Origin of the sequence: Kitasatospora sp. NPDC051984 (assembly GCF_044593455.1) — a bacterium.
GTDB lineage: Bacteria > Actinomycetota > Actinomycetes > Streptomycetales > Streptomycetaceae > Kitasatospora.
Window position 1 is genome coordinate 156603 of the sequence record NZ_JBIUCB010000011.1, and the last position, 16675, is coordinate 173277.

14 protein-coding genes, 1 tRNA gene and 1 riboswitch are annotated in these 16675 nt (G+C 72.3%); of the genes, 3 read left to right on the plus strand and 12 right to left on the minus strand.

The window, feature by feature from the left end:
- Nucleotides 1-7 precede the first annotated feature (7 nt).
- The 5 genes from ACIHEI_RS22475 to ACIHEI_RS22495 form a co-directional block, all read right to left on the minus strand.
- Entirely contained in the window at nucleotides 8-658 is a 651-nt protein-coding gene (locus ACIHEI_RS22475; protein ID WP_043914174.1) for an IclR family transcriptional regulator, read from the minus strand.
- Between the two features lie 362 nt (nucleotides 659-1020).
- Complete coding sequence (locus ACIHEI_RS22480) at nucleotides 1021-1398, minus strand: DUF2752 domain-containing protein (protein ID WP_396607861.1); 378 nt, start codon at nucleotides 1396-1398, stop codon at nucleotides 1021-1023.
- 80 nt (nucleotides 1399-1478) lie between these two features.
- Nucleotides 1479-1712 carry a TM2 domain-containing protein gene (locus tag ACIHEI_RS22485; protein WP_392947123.1) on the minus strand — a complete coding sequence of 78 codons (234 nt, stop codon included), beginning with the start codon at nucleotides 1710-1712 and terminating at the stop codon, nucleotides 1479-1481.
- A gap of 230 nt (nucleotides 1713-1942) precedes the next feature.
- Nucleotides 1943-3766: a DEAD/DEAH box helicase gene (locus tag ACIHEI_RS22490; RefSeq protein ID WP_392947256.1), complete on the minus strand. Its 1824-nt coding sequence runs from the start codon at nucleotides 3764-3766 to the stop codon at nucleotides 1943-1945.
- A 184-nt stretch (nucleotides 3767-3950) separates the two neighbouring features.
- A complete protein-coding gene (locus ACIHEI_RS22495) occupies nucleotides 3951-5108 on the minus strand; it encodes a sigma-70 family RNA polymerase sigma factor (protein WP_396607828.1) in 1158 nt (385 codons plus the stop codon).
- Between the two features lie 178 nt (nucleotides 5109-5286).
- On the opposite strand from ACIHEI_RS22495, the gene ACIHEI_RS22500 reads away from it, so the two are divergent.
- The gene (locus ACIHEI_RS22500) at nucleotides 5287-5784 is read left to right on the plus strand and encodes an SsgA family sporulation/cell division regulator (RefSeq protein WP_396607829.1); all 498 of its coding nucleotides are present in this window, start codon (nucleotides 5287-5289) and stop codon (nucleotides 5782-5784) included.
- 35 nt (nucleotides 5785-5819) lie between these two features.
- Here ACIHEI_RS22500 and ACIHEI_RS22505 read toward each other — a convergent pair whose 3' ends face one another.
- Both ACIHEI_RS22505 and ACIHEI_RS22510 read right to left on the minus strand, forming a co-directional pair.
- Nucleotides 5820-6440, minus strand: coding sequence for a class F sortase (locus ACIHEI_RS22505; RefSeq protein WP_396607830.1), 621 nt, complete (start codon nucleotides 6438-6440; stop codon nucleotides 5820-5822).
- Between the two features lie 89 nt (nucleotides 6441-6529).
- The gene (locus ACIHEI_RS22510) at nucleotides 6530-9058 is read right to left on the minus strand and encodes a phosphatidylglycerol lysyltransferase domain-containing protein (protein WP_396607831.1); all 2529 of its coding nucleotides are present in this window, start codon (nucleotides 9056-9058) and stop codon (nucleotides 6530-6532) included.
- 287 nt (nucleotides 9059-9345) lie between these two features.
- Here ACIHEI_RS22510 and ACIHEI_RS22515 point away from each other — a divergent pair, with 287 nt between their 5' ends.
- The gene (locus ACIHEI_RS22515; RefSeq protein WP_396607832.1) at nucleotides 9346-10656 is read left to right on the plus strand and encodes a hypothetical protein; all 1311 of its coding nucleotides are present in this window, start codon (nucleotides 9346-9348) and stop codon (nucleotides 10654-10656) included.
- Nucleotides 10657-10752: 96 nt separating this feature from the next.
- Here the strand turns inward: ACIHEI_RS22515 and ACIHEI_RS22520 are convergent, their stop codons facing one another.
- On the minus strand, nucleotides 10753-12192 hold the full coding sequence (locus tag ACIHEI_RS22520; RefSeq protein ID WP_396607833.1) for an MFS transporter: 1440 nt from the start codon (nucleotides 12190-12192) through the stop codon (nucleotides 10753-10755).
- Nucleotides 12193-12304: 112 nt separating this feature from the next.
- Entirely contained in the window at nucleotides 12305-12619 is a 315-nt protein-coding gene (locus tag ACIHEI_RS22525) for a DMT family transporter (protein WP_396607834.1), read from the minus strand.
- Nucleotides 12620-12652: 33 nt separating this feature from the next.
- Nucleotides 12653-12719, minus strand: a riboswitch (guanidine-III (ykkC-III) riboswitch).
- Between the two features lie 276 nt (nucleotides 12720-12995).
- On the opposite strand from ACIHEI_RS22525, the gene ACIHEI_RS22530 reads away from it, so the two are divergent.
- Nucleotides 12996-13067: transfer RNA gene (locus tag ACIHEI_RS22530), tRNA-Cys, on the plus strand.
- Nucleotides 13068-13246: 179 nt separating this feature from the next.
- On the opposite strand, the gene ACIHEI_RS22535 is transcribed toward ACIHEI_RS22530, so the two are convergent.
- From ACIHEI_RS22535 to ACIHEI_RS22545, 3 genes are all read right to left on the minus strand, one after another.
- Entirely contained in the window at nucleotides 13247-14803 is a 1557-nt protein-coding gene (locus ACIHEI_RS22535) for a hypothetical protein (protein WP_396607835.1), read from the minus strand.
- Nucleotide 14804: 1 nt separating this feature from the next.
- Nucleotides 14805-15134, minus strand: a complete 330-nt coding sequence (locus ACIHEI_RS22540) for a hypothetical protein (protein WP_392947143.1) — start codon at nucleotides 15132-15134, stop codon at nucleotides 14805-14807.
- A 130-nt stretch (nucleotides 15135-15264) separates the two neighbouring features.
- Nucleotides 15265-16632 (minus strand): S8 family serine peptidase, encoded by a 1368-nt coding sequence (locus ACIHEI_RS22545; protein ID WP_396607836.1) that lies wholly within the window; start codon nucleotides 16630-16632, stop codon nucleotides 15265-15267.
- Nucleotides 16633-16675 lie beyond the last annotated feature (43 nt).

Sequence of the window (16675 nt, forward strand, 5' to 3'; positions counted from 1 at the left end):
GGCCGGTTCAGCGCAGTGCGTCGGCGACCTCGGTGGCGGCCTCCACCACGCGCGGGCCGACCCGCTCGGGCACCAGGCCGTTGAGCATCACCACGCCGACGCTGCCCTCGATGCCGCTCAGGCCGATCAGCGCGGCGGCGGCCCCGCAGGCGCCGGACTGCTCCTCGGCGCGGGTGATCACGAAGCCCTGCTCGGGGCGGCGCTGGCCGGGGAAGCCCCGGGCGTCCAGGATCGCCCGGCCGGCCGCGCTCTCGGTGAGCGGGTGGCGCAGGCCGGTGCGGTAGGCGACGTGGAAGTCCGTCCAGGTCGGTTCGACCACGGCGACGGCGAGCGCCTCGTTGCCGTCGACCAGGGTGAGGTGGGCGGTGGCGCCGAGGTCCTCTGCGAGCGAGCGCAGGGCGGGCAGCGCGGCCTCGCGCAGCAGCGGGTGCACCCGGTGGGCGAGGCGCAGCACGCCGAGGCCGACCCGGGCGCGGCCGCCGATGTCGCGGCGGACCAGGCCGTGCTGTTCCAGGGTGGCCAGCAGGCGGTACACCACCGTGCGGTTGACGGCCAGTCGGGCGGCCAGTTCGGTCACGGTCAGCCCGCGCTCGGAGTCGGCGAGCAGTTTCAGTACCCGGACACCCCGGTCCAGGGTCTGGGAGGTCTCAGCAGTCACGAACGCCAGGTCCTTTCCGCGGCGAGTCCGACCCTACGACACAACTGCCGTGGGCCGCACCGGAATTGATCACACGCCAGCGGGGTGTCCGGCGTGGGAGTCCGGCCACGGCGAGGTCGGCCGGTCGCAGGGCTCCGCGGTTGCCCGGCCGAGCTGGGGGTGGGGCCCGAACGGATTGGGGAGACGCTAGTGAACGGGAGGCGCGCTACGGAAGTAGTTGTTCAAAATCCGATCCACATCGTTGGAAAGTCGCGATGAAAAAACGGACAAGACGCGCAAAACCCCGGGTCGGATCGCTCTGGTGTTCGATATCTGACCGGTAGCCGGACAACGGCCCTCCGCGGGCGAGGGATTCAGAGGGATCAGAGGACGTTGCGGCCGACGGTCCAGAGCCCGGCGGCGACCAGGATGGCGGCGACGGTTCGCGGCGAGAGCCGCAGCTTCCAGCGCCGGCCGGCCAGTCCGTGGCGCAGCCGCACCAGGTACCAGGCGGCGACGAAGGGGAGCGCGAGCAGCAGCGCGGCGTTGTCGTGCCAGGCGGCGACCAGGTCGCCGTGCAGCAGGTCCCAGGTCATCCGGGTGCCGCCGCAGCCGGGGCACTGAAGGCCCGTCAGCCGGCGCCAGGGACAGAACGGCAGGGACTGCCCGGGCAGGTGCGGGTTCCGGGTGTACAGGTAGGCCGCGCCGGCCAGCCCCGCGGCGAGCAGCCCGAGCGGGCCGGCGGCGGGGTGGCGCAGCAGGGCGAACGGCGAACGGCCGGCACCCCCGCCGCGGGTGTCCGCGGGGCGGGGGTGCCGGCCGTTCGCCTCGGCGCTCAAGATCAGCTGCGCAGCAGACGGCCCTGGGCGTCGGTGCGGGTGTCGCTGACCAGGAAGATGATGCCGTCGATCAGCGCCCAGATGCCCATGCCACCACAGGTGAGCAGCTGCGCGATGCCCATGCCGATGTGGCCGGTGTAGAAGCGGCCGACGCCGAAGCCGCCGAGCAGGATCTGCAGGATGCCGGCGACGACCTTGGACTTGTCGGACAGCTCGGGCTGGGCGTTGTACGCCACGAAAGGCTCCTCGTTCGGTGCAGACGGCCGGGCGCGCGTGGACGGCACGCCTCGACATGGGCAGCCGGCGTCGGACAGGCACCTCGGGGTGAGGCGTCCAGGCGCTGGCACGCGGAAGATTAACGGAAGATAAGACTGGATGTCTGCACACTTTCTCTAATCGAAAGCCAAATTTCCTCCGCGAACCCTCCGACTCAAGGTTCTTGACGCCCAGTCAGTCCATCGGCCCGTCAGCCCTGCGTCGCCCACTCCCTGATCCGCCCGATCCGCGCCTTCAGCTGGTTGGCGGTGGCCTGCGCGGTGAGCGGACCGCCGCACTGGCGGCGCAGCTCGTTGTGGATGGTGCCGTGCGGCTGGGTGGTGCGGTGGTGCCAGGCCGCGACCAGCGCGTTCAGCTCCTTGCGTAGCTCGCGCAGCTCCTGGTGGGTGACCACCGGGCGCTGGTCGGCGGGCAGTTCGATCAGGTCGGCCTCCTCGGCGGGGCGGGCCTTGGAGCGCTGGATCTGCCGGTGCTGACGTTTCTGCAGCAGCATCTGCACCTGGTCGGGTTCGAGCAGGCCCGGGATGCCGAGGTAGTCCTCCTCCTCCTCGCTGCCGGGGTGCGCCTGCATGCCGAACTCCATGGCGTTGTACAGCACCCGGTCGAAGACCGCCTCGCTGCCCAGCGCCTCGTAGGAGAACTCCTCGCTGCCGGTGTCCGGCCCGTCGTTGGCCTTCTCGGCCTCGGCGAGCAGCCGGTCCTCCTCGTCGAACAGCCCCTCGCCGTCCTTCTTCGGACGGTCCAGGATGTGGTCGCGCTGCAGCTCCATCTCGTTGGCGAAGCCGAGCAGCATCGGGATGGTCGGCAGGAACACCGAGGCGGTCTCGCCGCGCTTGCGGGCACGCACGAAGCGGCCGACGGCCTGCGCGAAGAACAGCGGGGTGGAGATCGAGGTGGCGTACACGCCGACGCACAGCCGGGGCACGTCGACGCCCTCGGACACCATGCGCACCGCGACCATCCAGCGCGAGGTGCCCTCGGCGTAGTCGGAGATCCGCTTGGACGCCTCGGTCTCGTCGGAGAGCACCAGGGTGACCTTCTCGCCGGTGATCTCGCGCAGCATCTTGGCGTAGGCGCGGGCCACCGTCTGGTCGGTGGCGATCACCAGGCCGCCGGCGTCCGGGATGCCCTTGCGGACCTCGGTCAGCCGCCGGTCGGCGGCCTGCAGCACCGCCGGGATCCACTCGCCCTGCGGGGACAGCGCGGTGCGCCAGGCCTGGGCGATCAGGTCCTTGGTCATCGGCTCGCCGAGCCGTGCCTCCAGTTCGTCGCCGGCCTTGGTGCGCCAGCGCATGTTGCCGGAGTAGCTGAGGAAGATCACCGGTCGGACGACGTGGTCGGCGAGCGCGTGCCCGTAGCCGTAGGTGTAGTCGGCGATCGACTTGCGGATGCCGTCGCTGCCCGCGTCGTAGTGCACGAACGGGATCGGGTTGGTGTCCGAGCGGAACGGCGTACCGGTCAGCGCGAGCCGGCGGGTGGCGGGCTCGAACGCCTCGAAGCAGGCCTCGCCCCAGGACTTGGAGTCGCCGGCGTGATGGATCTCGTCCATGATCACCAGCGTCTTGCGGGCCTCGGTGCGGTTGCGGTGCAGCATCGGATTGACGCCGACGCCCGCGTAGGTCACCACGATGCCGTGGAAGTCCTTGGACAGCGGGCCCGAGGAGTACGCCGGGTCCAGCCGGATTCCTATCCGGGCGGCGGCCTCGGCCCACTGCTTCTTCAGGTGCTCGGTGGGCGCGACCACGGTGACCTGCTGCACCAGGTGGTTGTGCAGCAGGTAGGACGCCAGGGTCAGGGCGAAGGTGGTCTTTCCGGCGCCCGGGGTGGCGACCGCCAGAAAGTCCCGGGGCTGCTTCTCGATGTACTTGTCCAGCGCGCCCTGCTGCCAGGCGCGGAGCTTGCCCGCGGTACCCCAGGGGGCGCGGCCGGGGAAGGCCGGGGAGAGGTGTGCGGCGGCGGAGGTGCCGGTGGGACGGGGGTGGAGGCTGTCGGCGTGCGAGAACAGCGGGGCCATCGGTGAGGAGGCGGCGGTAGTCACGGTCTCCGAACGGGGTCGTCGCAGGTCAGAGCCTATGCAAGGCCCTTTTCCCGCGGTCTGCGGGCGGTCGTGGAACCCGCCCAGCCTAGCCCCTTCCGAGGGGCGGACAGCGGCGATGGAGGGCCCTTGTGGCGCGCGTCCCACTCCCGCCGCGCGGCCCTCACCACACCTTCACGCGGCACGGCCGACCATTCACCGTGATCGCGTCCGGGACGCTGTGCGGGCCCGCCGCGGCGCCGGTGAACCCGGTCTCCGCGCTGGCGCCGGGCAGCAGCGCGGCGCCCTCGTCGAGCAGCACCGCCCCGGCCACCTCGTGGGCCTGCCCGGTGCCCGGCCGGGGTGCCACCAGGTGCTCGCCGTCGGCCAGCGGCCAGCGCAGCGTCCAGTCGCCGATCGGGCGGTCGGTGGTGTTGCGGACGGTCAGCAGCGCCTGGAACCCGCCGCCGGCCTGCGCGGTGATCCGGTAGCCCACCTCGCACGCGGGCTCGCCGCCGCGCTGCCCGGCGGCACCCGCCGGGGGCGCGACCAGCGCGGCCAGCAGCGCCATCGCGCTGCCCATCAGCCCGGCCAGGCCCAGGTTGACCCGGCGCAGCAGGGTCAGCCGGCGCCGGCAGTCCGCGCAGTGCGGCAGGTGGCGCTCCACCCGCTGCCCGGCCCGCCGTCCGGCCCGGCCGCGAGCGTGCCCGGCGAGCGTCTCCCAGTGCCCGGCGCAGGCCGGGTCGCACGGGCTGCCCGGATAGTCCCGCAGGTAGGCCAGCCGCAGGCCCTCGCGGGCGCGGTGCACCAGTACCGCCGCCGCGCCGCGCCGCACCCCGAACCGGGCCCCGATCTCGCGGGGCGGCAGCCCTTCCACCTCGGCCAGCCACAGCGCGTGCGCCCACCGCTCGGGCAGCCGGGCGAGCAGTCGGCGCATCCGGTCGGTCTCGGCCACGCCCGCGGCCGGGTCCTCACTCTCGCCGCCGGGCACGTCCGGGGCGGCCCGTTCGCGGACCGGGGCGGCGGCCAGGTGGCGGACGGTGGTGGCCAGGTAGGCGCGCGGGTCCTCGATCCGCTGCCCGGCGGCCAGCCGCCGCCACACCCGCAGGTGGGCCTCCGCGACGAGGTCCTCGGCCCGCCAGTGGTCGCCGCCGGTGAGGATGCCGGCGTAGCGCAGCAGGCCGGGGTGGTGGCTCCGGTACAGCTCGGTGTACGCGGCGAGCGGCGGGCGCCCGGCCGTCCGCGCTGATGACTCGGCGATCTTGTCCTCCCCTGGCCCCGCCGGACCGGCGGCGGCCCGGTCGGCTCCCGCGATCCTGCCCGGGAGACCGTACGAACACACACAACACCCCCACACTCGACGGCCGAAATGCCCGACTGATCCCCATCAATGTGGCGCAGATCACTCAAAATGGCCCCAAAACCGGTGTAATTCCTCCTGCCCCTTCCGACTCTTCAGTCACGGGAGGCGACACCGGTCGCACCCCGCGCAACGCACCCCACACTCCGGAGGAAACGTCGTGTCCCCAGCACCCGCGCCGATCGAGCAACACACCCAGGCCCGACTGATCCTCGGCACCCACCGCTCCGCCCTGCTGCGGGTCACCCTGCGCTACTGCTGCGAGGACCCGCTGGCGGTCCGGATGGTCTTCCCCGCCGAGTACGCCGTGGACGCCTCCGACACCGATCCGTACGACCCGCACGGCCCGCACGACCCGGACGACCCGTTCGACACCGCCCCCGCCGACCCGTCGGCGCCCGACATCGAGTGGGTGTTCGCCCGCCAGCTGCTCTCCGTCGGCCTGGACCGGGCGGCCGGCGAGGGCGACGTCCGGATCCGGCCCGCGTACGGCATGCGCACCATGGTCGAACTGCGCTCCCCGGAGGGCGTCGCGCTGCTCCAGTTCGCCCGCGCCGACCTGCGCCGCTTCCTGTGGCGCAGTCACCTGGCCGTCCCGGAGGGCCAGGAGCTGCGGCACCTGGACTGCGACCGCGCGCTGGCCCAGCTGCTGGCCTGAGTTCCCGCCGGCGCCACGTATCCCGCGGGTAAACGTCAGGCCCGTTGGGTGCGTACCAGGTGTGCGTACACCACCACGTTCCCCTCCCAGCCGCCCTCGCGGGTGTAGGCACCCCCGCAGGTGATCAGCCGCAGCTGGGCGTCCGGGGTGGCCGCGTACACCTTGGTGTCCGGGAACTCCCGTTTCGAATAGACCTCCACGCCGTCCACCTGGAACCAGGCGGTGGCCCGGTCGGCCCGGGCGACCTCCACCAGGTCGCCCCTGCGCAGCGCGCCCAGCCGGTAGAACACCGCCGGGCCGTGCGCGGTGTCGACGTGCCCGGCCAGCACCGCCGCACCGCTCGAACCGGGCGCCGCACTGCCCCGGTACCAGCCCGTCAGGGTGCCGTCCGCCTCGGGCGGCGGCTGCAGGCGCCCCTCGCCGTCCAGGCCCAGCGGGCCGACGGGGGCGTCCACGCCCAGCACCGGGATCCGGATCCGCACCGGCGGCGAGGACGGCAGCGGCGGCACCGCGGGCCCCACCGGCGTCCCGTCGTACGCCTGCGCGGCGAGCGGGGCCGGCGGCAGCGTGCCCAGCAGGCCTCCGTGCAGCAGCCAGGCCCCGGCCACGATCGCCCCCGCGGCCAGCCCCGCCCGGCCCCACGTCCGTTCGCCCACCGCACCCTCCGTTCCCTCCGGGACGAGCACCAGTCAATCCAGCGCCGCCCGCCCCGGCACCTCCGCCGTTCCGCCCGGGTGACCGGCCCTCAGGCCCTGCGGCCGCGGCGCAGCCGGGGGCGGGTCAGGAAGCCCTCGGCGAGCGCGGCGGCCAGGCCGATCGCGGGCAGCTCGGAGGGCTTCTCGTACAGCACGAACCGGGGCTGCCAGTGCGGCCGGTAGCGGGCGTTGGCCCGGTACAGCGACTCCAGCTGCCACCAGCGGGACAGGAACCGCAGCACCCCGCGCCACAGCCGCAGCACCGGCCCGGCGCCGAGCCGTTCCTCGAACACCTCGCGGAACATCGCGAAGTTCAACGACACCCGCCGCACCGCCGGCCCGCCGTCCCGGGCCTGTTCGAGCAGCCGCGCCACGGTGTACTCGACCAGCCCGTTGTCGGACTCCCGGTCGCGCCGCATCAGGTCCAGCGACAGCCCGTCGTCCCCCCAGGGGACGAAGGACAGCAGGGCGGCGGTCCGGCCGGCCTCGTCGCGGCACTCGGCGATCAGGCAGTCGCCGTCGGCGGGGTCGCCGAGCCGGCCGAGCGCCATCGAGAAGCCGCGTTCGGTGCGGCCGTGCCGCCAGGCGTCGGCGAGCCGCACCAGGTCGGCGAACTCCTCGGCGGGGATGTCGCGGTGGCGGCGGATCACCACCCGGTACCCGGCCCGCTCGACCCGGCGGCAGGTCTGCCGCAGTCCGCGCATCTCCCGGCCGTCCAGGGTGAACCGGGCCGGCTCCACCACCGCCTCGTCGCCGAGGTGCAGCGCCCGCAGCCCCGCCACCCGGGCGTACACGGTGCCGCCCTGCTCGCCGACGCCGGTGACGGCGGGGATCCAGGCGTGCGCGCGGACCCGCCGCTGCCACTCCTCGATGGCCTGCGGCCATGCCTCCGGGTCGCCGATCGGGTCGCCGGAGGCCAGCGCCACACCGTTCTCCACCCGGTAGGCGACGGCGGCCTTGCAGCTGGCCGAGAAGCACAGCGACTTGTCGCGGCGCAGCGCGAAGTAGCCGAGCGAGTCCCGCCCGCCGTGCCGCGCCAGCAGTTCACGCAGCCTCAGCTCCTCCTCGGGGCTCTGCCACTCGGTGCCGCGTGGGGAGCGCAGCAGGATCCGCAGGGTGAGCAGCAGCAGGGCGGTGCCGAGCAGGTTGAGCACGAGGTCGATCCAGCGCGGCACGTCCACGTCGGTGACCCGGACGACGCCGGACAGCGTGACCAGCCGCAGCAGGCCGTAGCGGGCGGCCTCGCCCCAGCTCGGGACGCCGTCGGCGTGCCCGAGCCGGACGGCGACCGCGCCGAGGCCGGTGAGCAGCGCGCTGCCGGTCACCAGCACGGCGGCGGCCAGCGGCAGGTTGCCGCGCCCGCCGCGCACCCGGAACACCGGGCGGCTCAGCACCAGCGCCACCAGCACGGCGAGGGTGAGCGCGAAGGAGAACCAGTTGAACGGGTGGGCGCGGAACTCGGGGAACGCCAGCGCCAGCCCGTACAGCGCGGCGTGCACCAGGACGACGGCCAGCGCGGCGATCCAGGCGGCCCGCTTGCGGCGGCGCAGCATCACGGCGAGCAGCCCGGCCAGCAGCGCGGTGGTGAACCCGGAGGTGACCAGCACGGGCGCGAAGTACTCGCCCCGGTCGATCCGTTGGACCTCCGCGCGGAACGGGGCGACGACGGCGCCGAGCAGGTCGATCAGGGTGGCGATCCGCAGGTACCACTGGACGAACGCGGCGCAGCGCAGCCGCCACGGCGCGGGCGGCGGCAGCTCGGCCACGGCGGGCGGCGGCTCGACGGCGGCGGGCCGCTGCCCGGCGGCCGGCGCGGGCACCGGCGGCACGGCGGGTTCGTGCTCGTCGGGGGTGCCGGCCACCAGGTCGTAGACGGTGGTCTTGGCGGCGACCAGACGGCGGTGGATGCGCTCCTCGCGCCGCTCGGCGCGGGCCAGCCGGCGCGGCCGGGAGCGGTAGCGCCAGCGGGCCCACGGGCTCTGCGGCCGGGCCAGCCGCAGGGCGCCGACCAGGGCGAGCGGCCAGAGCATGATGCCGAGCAGCCCGGTCCAGGTCTTGCCCTTGAGCAGGCTGACCACCACCAGGGCGAGCAGCCCGCAGGCCCCGGCCAGGGTCGGCCCGTCGGGGTGGCGGGCGAAGCCGCCGAGCGGGAGTTCACCGAGCAGCAGCAGTCCGATGGTGGCGACGGCGAGCATCACGGCGTCCACCGAGGTGCGGCCCTGTTCGCTCCAGTACACGTCCTTCAGGTGCAGCACCAGCGCGAACTCGTCCAGCACCAGCCCGCAGCCGACGCCGAACCCGAAACCGAGCAGGTTCCACCAGGAGCCGCCCTCGCCGCGCACCGCGAACGCGGAGACGCCGCAGATCAGCAGCAGCGCCTGGCCGAACACCACGTGGTGGATGTGCAGCCCGCCGGGGGTGACGTTGCCGGGCCACCAGCGGACCTGGGCGCGGATCATCCGGGTGCTGATCCGGATGAACACGAACGACAGCACCAGGCCGAGCAGCAGCAGGAACAGCGGCTCCCGTCCGGTGTCGACGATCCGGTCCCGGTACGCGTCCAGCAGCGACTGCCACATCGGCGGGTGCGACCTCCGTGTCCAGGGTCCGATCCGGTCCGTGCCATCTGATGCCAGCTCAGCTCGTGGGGGCCGGTGCCGCTCCGGCCCGGTGCGCCGAACAGGTGAGCCTTTCGGCGTGGTGTCCCCCGGTCATCCGTACCCCGGGCCTTGCCTACCAGCACGGCGCGGCGGCCCGTGCGATGCTGGGGCCGACTCCCCCCGGACGACGCATCGGTCATTCCACCTGATGGACCGTCCCTCCGGCCGGTGCCATCCCCTTACTCCCTGGTGAACGGACGTGAGACATGGACGCCCTCTCCCGCAGGACACTGCTGGCCGCCGGAGCGGCGACCGCCGCCACTCTCGCGGCCGGGTGCGCGAGCACCTCCGGGAACGGGAGCAACGCCGACGCGCCCGCCCGGGCCGACGGCGTCGCCGCGAGCGGCGGCTCCAGCACCGTCCCCCGGCCCCCGGCCACCATGATCGGCGACGGCTCCACCTCCGACACCGGCCCGCAGCCCGGCCAGCCCACCCCCGAACCGCTGGAACCCGGCCAGAAGCCACCGCAGTTCGTGGTGTTCTCCTGGGACGGCGCGGGCGAGCTCGACGACCGCCTGTTCAGCCGGTTCCGGCAGCTCGCCAACGACCACAACGCCAGCATGACGTTCTTCCTCTCCGGCATCTACACCCTGCCCGAGTCGAAGAAGTCCATGTACCACCCGCCGCAGCACTCCGTCGGCGCCTCCGACATCGGCTACCTGAGCGACGCGCACATCCGCTCCACCATCGAGCAGATCAGCGCGGCCTGGCTGGACGGCCACGAGATCGGCACCCACTTCAACGGGCACTTCTGCGGCGCCAACGGCGGCGGCCGCTGGTCCCCCGAGGACTGGGACAGCGAGATCCAGCAGGCGATGGACTTCGTCATGAACTGGAAGACCAACACCGGCAACACCGACCTGCCCGCGCTGCCCTTCGACTACCGCAAGGAACTGATCGGCGGCCGCACCCCCTGCCTGGAGGGCCAGCGCGGCCTGCTGCCCACCGCCGTCAAGCGCGGCTGGAAGTACGACAGTTCCGGCCCCGGCGGCCTGCAGATGTGGCCGCAGAAGTTCGCCGGCGGCGCGCTGTGGGACATGCCGCTGCAGTCCATCCCGTTCCCCGGGCACACCTTCCAGGTGCTCTCGATGGACTACAACATCATGTACAACCAGTCCGGCGACAACACCAAGGGCGACCCCGGCCGCCGCGCCTTCTGGCAGAACCAGGCCCGCGACGCCTACCTGGCCGGCTTCGACCGCGCCTACAACGGCAACCGGGCGCCGTTCATCATCGGCAACCACTTCGAGGGCTGGAACGGCGGCATCTACATGAACGCCGTCGAGGAGACCCTGAAGGCCATCGCCGACAAGCCCGAGGTCCGGATGGTGTCCTTCCGGCAGCTGGTCGAGTGGCTGGAGGTGCAGGACCCGGCGGTGCTCAAGAAGCTCCAGGCCCTCAGCCCCGGCCAGAGCCCCGAGGCCGGCTGGAACAGCTACCTCGGCGGAGCGGGCACCACCGGCTCCGGCCCCGCCACCACCCGGCCGTCGGTGCCGCCGGTGGCCGGCGGCAAGTAGGTCCTCAGCCCTGCTGCCGGGCCACCACCGCCCGGCCGGTGGCCCGTGACCGTTCGGTCGGCCGCTCGGGCCCTCGCCAGCTCTTCCGTCGGCCCGTCAGCTCTCCGCCCGGGCCACCGCCGCCCGGCCGGCGAGCGCCGCACCGAGCAGCGCCACCACCGGCATGGTCAGGAACACCGCCGCGAACGCCCCGGCCGGCAGCGCCGCGTCCTGGGCCACCGCGCTCACCGCGCCGCCGCCCAGCGCCGCGAACAGCACGCCCGCCAGACCGGTCAGCAGCACGTTGCCCAGCGCGTCGCTCAGCTGCAGCGCCGCCGAGTTCTCACCCGTCTCCTCCGGCGCCGACAGCTTCATCATCAGCACGCTGATGCTGGCGATCGCCAGACCCATGCCGGCGCCGCCGACCGCCCAGGCCGCCGCCGTCACCCACACCGGCACCGACGAGAACAGCACCAGCGCCGCCGCGCCGATCGCCACCGCCGTCAGCACGAACCCGTACCGGATCATCGCCCCCCGGTAGCGCTCCGCGCCCGGTCGGCCCTGCAGCCACGACCCCAGCGCCCAGGACAGACCGCCCGGCGCCAGCGTCAGGCCCGCCATCGTCACCGACAGGCCGCGCTGGGTCTGCATCATCAGCGGGATGAACAGCTCGGCCGCGAAGAACGCGCCCGCCGCCAGCCCGCGCAGCAGGATCACCGTCGGCAGGCCGCGGGCCGCCCGCAGCGTCCCCTTCGGCAGCAGCCGCAGCACCGCCGGACCGATCAGCGCCACCCCCGCGGCCGCCGGCAGCAGCGCCCAGACGTCCAGCCGCTGACCCGCGTACTGCAGCAGCGCCGCACCGACCGCGACCATCGCCGCGTCCCGGGTCCGCCGCCAGTCGTACGGCTGCGCCTTGAGCGGCGGCTGACGGCGCTCGGAGCGGCGCAGCGCGGGGCCCATCACCGCGAGCGGCAGCAGCACCAGCGCCGGCACCGCGAGGAACACCCAGCGCCAGCCGAGGTTCTGGGTGACCGCACCGGAGATCACCGGGCCGAGGATCGACGGCAGCACCCAGGCCGCCGAGAACGCCGCGAACACCGCCGGCCGCAGCCGCTCCGGGAACGCCCGGCCGACCACCACGTACAGCGCGACGATCACCAGCCCGCCGCCCAGACCCTGCACCGCCCGGCCCGCGACGAACATCCACATGTTCACGGCGGTGCCGGCCGTCACCAGTCCGGCCGCGAACACCGCGATCCCGGTGAACAGCGGCGCCAGCGGCCCGCGCCGGTCACACCACTGCCCCGACACCACCATCGCCAGCAGTGTGGTGGTGAAGTACGCGGAGAACGCGAACGCGTACAGGCCGATGCCGTCGAGCTGCTGGGCCGCGGTCGGCATCGCGGTGTTCACGGCGGTCGCCTCGAACGCCAGCAGCAGCACCACCGAGACGATGCCCAGCGTCAACGCCCGCCAGGGCCCGCTGAGCACCCCTCCCGTGCCGTCGTCGGATATCTGCTGCGGTAGTGCCGTTTCGGCCGGGGAGGTGGTGGTCACCTCGATATGGTAAGTGCCGTCCTGGCCGTTTGATCCTGACCCGTGGACGGCCTCTCGGACGGCCCTTCGACGGAACGGGACCTCCGCCGCCGGCCCTAGGACCCGCCGGGCCTCAGTGCAGCACCTTCAGCCCCACCACCCCCGCCATGATCAGCACCAGGCAGGTGATCCGGGCCGCACTCACCGCGTCCCCCAGCGCCACCATCCCGTACAGCGCCGTCCCCACCGCGCCGATGCCCACCCACACCGCGTAGCCCGTCCCCAACGGGATCGACCGCATCGCGTACGCCAGCCCGCCCATCGACAGCACCAGCCCCACCAGGAACACCACACTCGGCACCAGTCGCGAGAACCCCTTGCTGGCCTCCAGGGCCACCGCCCAGACGGTCTCCAGCACACCGGCAACGATCAGAACCACCCACGCCATGACGACGGACTCCTCGCAGTAGTCGAACCACCTACCGCGCCGTCTTGTCATACCGGGTACGACGCACCTCGTCCGGGACGGGCCACCAGCACCCGCCTCGATCCGACCGTAGCACAGCGCCGACACACGGAATTCATCGACGAATTCCCGCTTTCCATTGACGCCGCCCGAGTCCGGCCCGCTATAGTGAATTCACCGGAACGAACCGGAGCAGCCCCCGACGGCAGGAGAAGGCGATGAACAGGAAGACGGCGGCCCTCGCAGCGCCCCGCACCTGTGCCTCCTGTCCCGGCTGCCGGTGTTCCCTCTCCTGTTGCGCCTGACCGCAACTCCCCCGCGCCGACAGGCTGGTTGACGCCTGCGCGCACCCCTTCACGACCGTGTACCCGAGTGGTCCAGGGAACCGTCTGCAAAACGGTTAACACGGGTTCGAATCCCGTCACGGTCTCTCCCGGAATTCACCGGGCGCGAAATGTGCACCGCCGCGCCCGGTGAATTCCGCTGCCCATTTCCATTTCCATTCCCCTTTTCGCCGCTGTCGGCGCCTCATAGCACCTCATGACAACGGGCGCCGGCGACGATCCCTCAGGACCATCACCGGCGCCCGCCGCTGCCTACCGCCTCTTGCTACTCGATGACCCCGGGGTTCGCCGTGCCACCGCGCCAGGTCTCCTCGTCCTCGACCAGGTAGTCGGGACGGTGACCCTCGTTCTTCTTCTTCCGGTTGGCGCTCCCGGAACCCGGCGCGCCGTGCATACCGGCCGCACCGCCCTGTCCGGCAGACCGGCCCTTGCCGATGCCCGAACCGCCCTCGGTGAACGCACGGCCACCGGCACCGCCGGCCTTGGTCCCACCGATCGTGCCACCGGCCTTGCGCACCAGGCCGCTGCCGCCCTTGGCGCCGGCACCGCCCTTCGCGCCACCGGCACCACCCATGCCGCCACCGTGCATGCCGCCGCCCATACCACCGGCACCGGCCGCACCACGGCCACCCGCAGCACCCGCGCCGCCGGCACCGGCACCGCCGACACCACCGGCCTTGCCGCCTGCACCGGCACCAGCACCGGCGGAACCGCCGACCTTGCCACCGCCGGCACCACCGGTCCCGAGCCCGCCGGTCGGAAGACCGCCGCCGACACGGCCACCGCCGCCACCGCCACGGCCGCCGCCACCGGACCCGCCACCAGGCAGGCCACCGCCGCCGGGCAGGTAGACACCGCCACCGCCGATGCCACCACCACCGGACCCGCCACCACCAGTACCGGGCCCCGGCAGGGTTCCCACCCCACCAGGCAGCCCACCACCGGGGTGACCGCCCCCGCCGACCCCGGTGTCAGGCGGAGTCCACCCGTCCAGCCCCGTCCCCGCAGGCGGAGTCCAGGGCTGCCCCGGCGAAGGCACCACCCCGCCGTGCCCGGGCGGCAGCGGATTCGGCTGGTTCGGGATCCCGGGCATCGGAGCCCGCGGGTCACCCGGCGGCACATACCCGGGCGGGGGCAGGTCCTTCGGGTGCCCCTCGGGGTACTTCGGCATCGGGGAGCTGGGCGGGGTGTGCCCGGGCGGGGGGCTGACCTGCGGCGGGGGCGGAAAGGCCTCGCGGGTCTCGCCGTCACCGACCCTCGATGGCGGACTGTCCAGATAGCTCGCCGCCTCGAGGTACTGGGGGCCGAGGTGCTCCATGACGCCGATCGCGTACTGGTGGGCGACCTCGGTCGCCGACAGTTCATGGGCGTTCTTGTTCACCGCGTCGATGCGGTTCATCCCCGAGGCGAGGTCGCGCTTGAGGCCTTCGTCGGAGGAGGCGAAGCCGTCGTTCACGGTCTTGACAGCCCGGTCCCAGAGGCTGGGAACCTTGATCTGGCCCATCGTCGACTTGGTCTGCTGCAACGCGGTTGCCGCATAGTCCATGGCGACCGAAGTGTTCGACGCATGTGCAGCGGTGTTGGTCAGGCTCTGCTGGATCTGACCGCCCTTCTGCGCGAAGCCCTGGGCCGCAGCACCCTCCCAGTTCGCGGAGGCGTGCTGCACGGCCTCCTGCAGCTTCGCGGCGACGTCGTTCAGTTCCTGGTGAACGTTCTTCCAGTGATCGCCGACCTCGCGGATCCGGTCCGGGCTGGAGTGCCCGACCATGTCCTTGAGCGGGATGAGGGCGTAGCTGTCGAACGGAGTCTTGTGTGACGCCATGTCAGACCGTCCTCGGGTTCAGCTGGTTCATCGTCGCCTGCTTGTCGAGCTCAACGCCGGTGTACCTGGCATGAGCGAGCTGGGTCTTGTCGCCGTACTCGTTGATCAGGGCGTCAAGATCCGCGATCGTCTTGGTCAGGAACGCCTGCATCTTGCCGTGCGCGTCATACAGCGCCTGCGCCTCGACGAAGTTGCCGCCGAAGGCATCCCGAGAGATGTCGGTCTTGTACTTCGTGTTGGTGCCGCAGGTGCTGATGTTCTGCTGGAGGGCCCGCAGTCGCTTGACGACTGCCTCCAGCTCATCCGGGTTTACGCTGAATCCGTCGGACACGAGGCCCTCTCCCCCTGGAGTGTCGAAACTTCCCCGTGGTAGCGCTCTGGCGGGTGGGCTGACCGTTTGCTCAGAGCGTTCGATCGTATCGCGTTTCGAGGGCGCATTGACACGCCCTCGACGCGCCTGATTACTGTCCCTGGTAAGGGTTCTGATAGGACGTCGGCGGCTGGGGCGGGTAGCCCGGCGGCGGCTGCTGACCGTACTGCGGAGCTCCCTGCTGCTGGCCGTACGGCGGCTGCTGAGCCTGAGCCGGCGGCCAACCCTGCGGAGCACCGTACGGAGCCGGCCCGCCCGGCTGCGCGGGAATGCCCTGCGACCGGTTGCGCCTCCGGCTGTTCGCCACCACGATCGCGATGATCACGATGAGCAACACCACCGCGCCGCCGGCCGCACCGAGGATCAGCGGAGTGGTCGAGGTCTTCGACTGCTTCAGCTCCGGCGCCGCCCCAGGATTCCCAAGGCCGGAACCTGGATCAGCGGAACTTCCACTGCCGGCGGTCGCCCCGGCGCTGGCCGCAGGACTCGAGCCGCCATCGTTCACGCCGGACGGAAGTGCCAACGGCCCCTGGGCGGACCCCGCCGGAATATCCATCGTCAGCGCCTCGTACGGGCGGACAACGCCATAGCCGTAGTGCTCGTCGGGAAGCTTGCTCACCCCTGTTGGCCGCGATGCAGACTTGACCAACCGCTCCGCGACTTGGCCGGCCGTCAACTTCGGGAACTTCGCCCGCACCAGAGCCGCAGCAGCAGAGACATACGGAGCCGCGAACGAGGTACCGGCCTCCCTGCAGTACTGACTCCCACCGCAGGCGCCTGCAGCGACAATCTGCACGCCGGGTGCCGAAAGGAGCACTTCCGGACCATAGTTGGACTTTGGCCAGATTTTCAGGTCCTGAGCGACCGCGCCAACGGCGAGGACCCCCGGGAACGCGGCGGGATACCCCACCGAAGCTCCGTCGTTGCCAGTGGCGGCCACGACCAAGACATCGTGCTGGTAGGCATAGGCAATCGCGTCCCGATCACGCTCACTGGGATCCGCACTGCCCAGCGAAATGTTGATCACCTTTGCATCGTGATCCACCGCCCACTTGATACCCTCTGGAACCCCGTTGCTGCCACGAGAGTTCACCTTGTAAATCGGCAGGATCTTGGCCCCGGGAGCCAGGCCCACCACACCGTCGCCATTGCCACTGCCGTGGCCCTGGCCGGCAATCAGGCTCGCCACCTGGGTACCGTGCGGGTCGGTGGGCTTCACTTCGTTACCGCCACCGCTCGGGTCGTACCCGGGCAACACACGGCCCGCAAGGTCCGGGTGGTTGGCATCCACTCCCTCGTCGATGACCGCGACGGTGACGCCCTCGCCCCTGGTGATCGACCACACCTTGTCGAGGTTGAAGAGCTGGTTCGCCCATTGCCCGTCACGCACCTGGTCCGCGGACGCCGCCGGCAGTCCTGCAAGCAGGAAGCCCGCGGTCAGCGTGGTCGCGCCGAGCACGCGCGTGAGTCTCGTCAGCCTCATCAGTACCCCGTCAGTCGAG

Excerpts from the sequence above, each read along its gene's own strand:
- ACIHEI_RS22535 (WP_396607835.1), bottom strand. The coding sequence starts at position 14,803 with ATGGCGTCACACAAGACTCCGTTCGACAGCTACGCCCTCATCCCGCTC.
- ACIHEI_RS22490 (WP_392947256.1), bottom strand. The coding sequence starts at position 3,766 with ATGGCCCCGCTGTTCTCGCACGCCGACAGCCTCCACCCCCGTCCCACC.
- ACIHEI_RS22510 (WP_396607831.1), bottom strand. The coding sequence starts at position 9,058 with ATGTGGCAGTCGCTGCTGGACGCGTACCGGGACCGGATCGTCGACACC.
- ACIHEI_RS22515 (WP_396607832.1), top strand. The coding sequence starts at position 9,346 with ATGGACGCCCTCTCCCGCAGGACACTGCTGGCCGCCGGAGCGGCGACC.
- ACIHEI_RS22525 (WP_396607834.1), bottom strand. The coding sequence starts at position 12,619 with ATGGCGTGGGTGGTTCTGATCGTTGCCGGTGTGCTGGAGACCGTCTGG.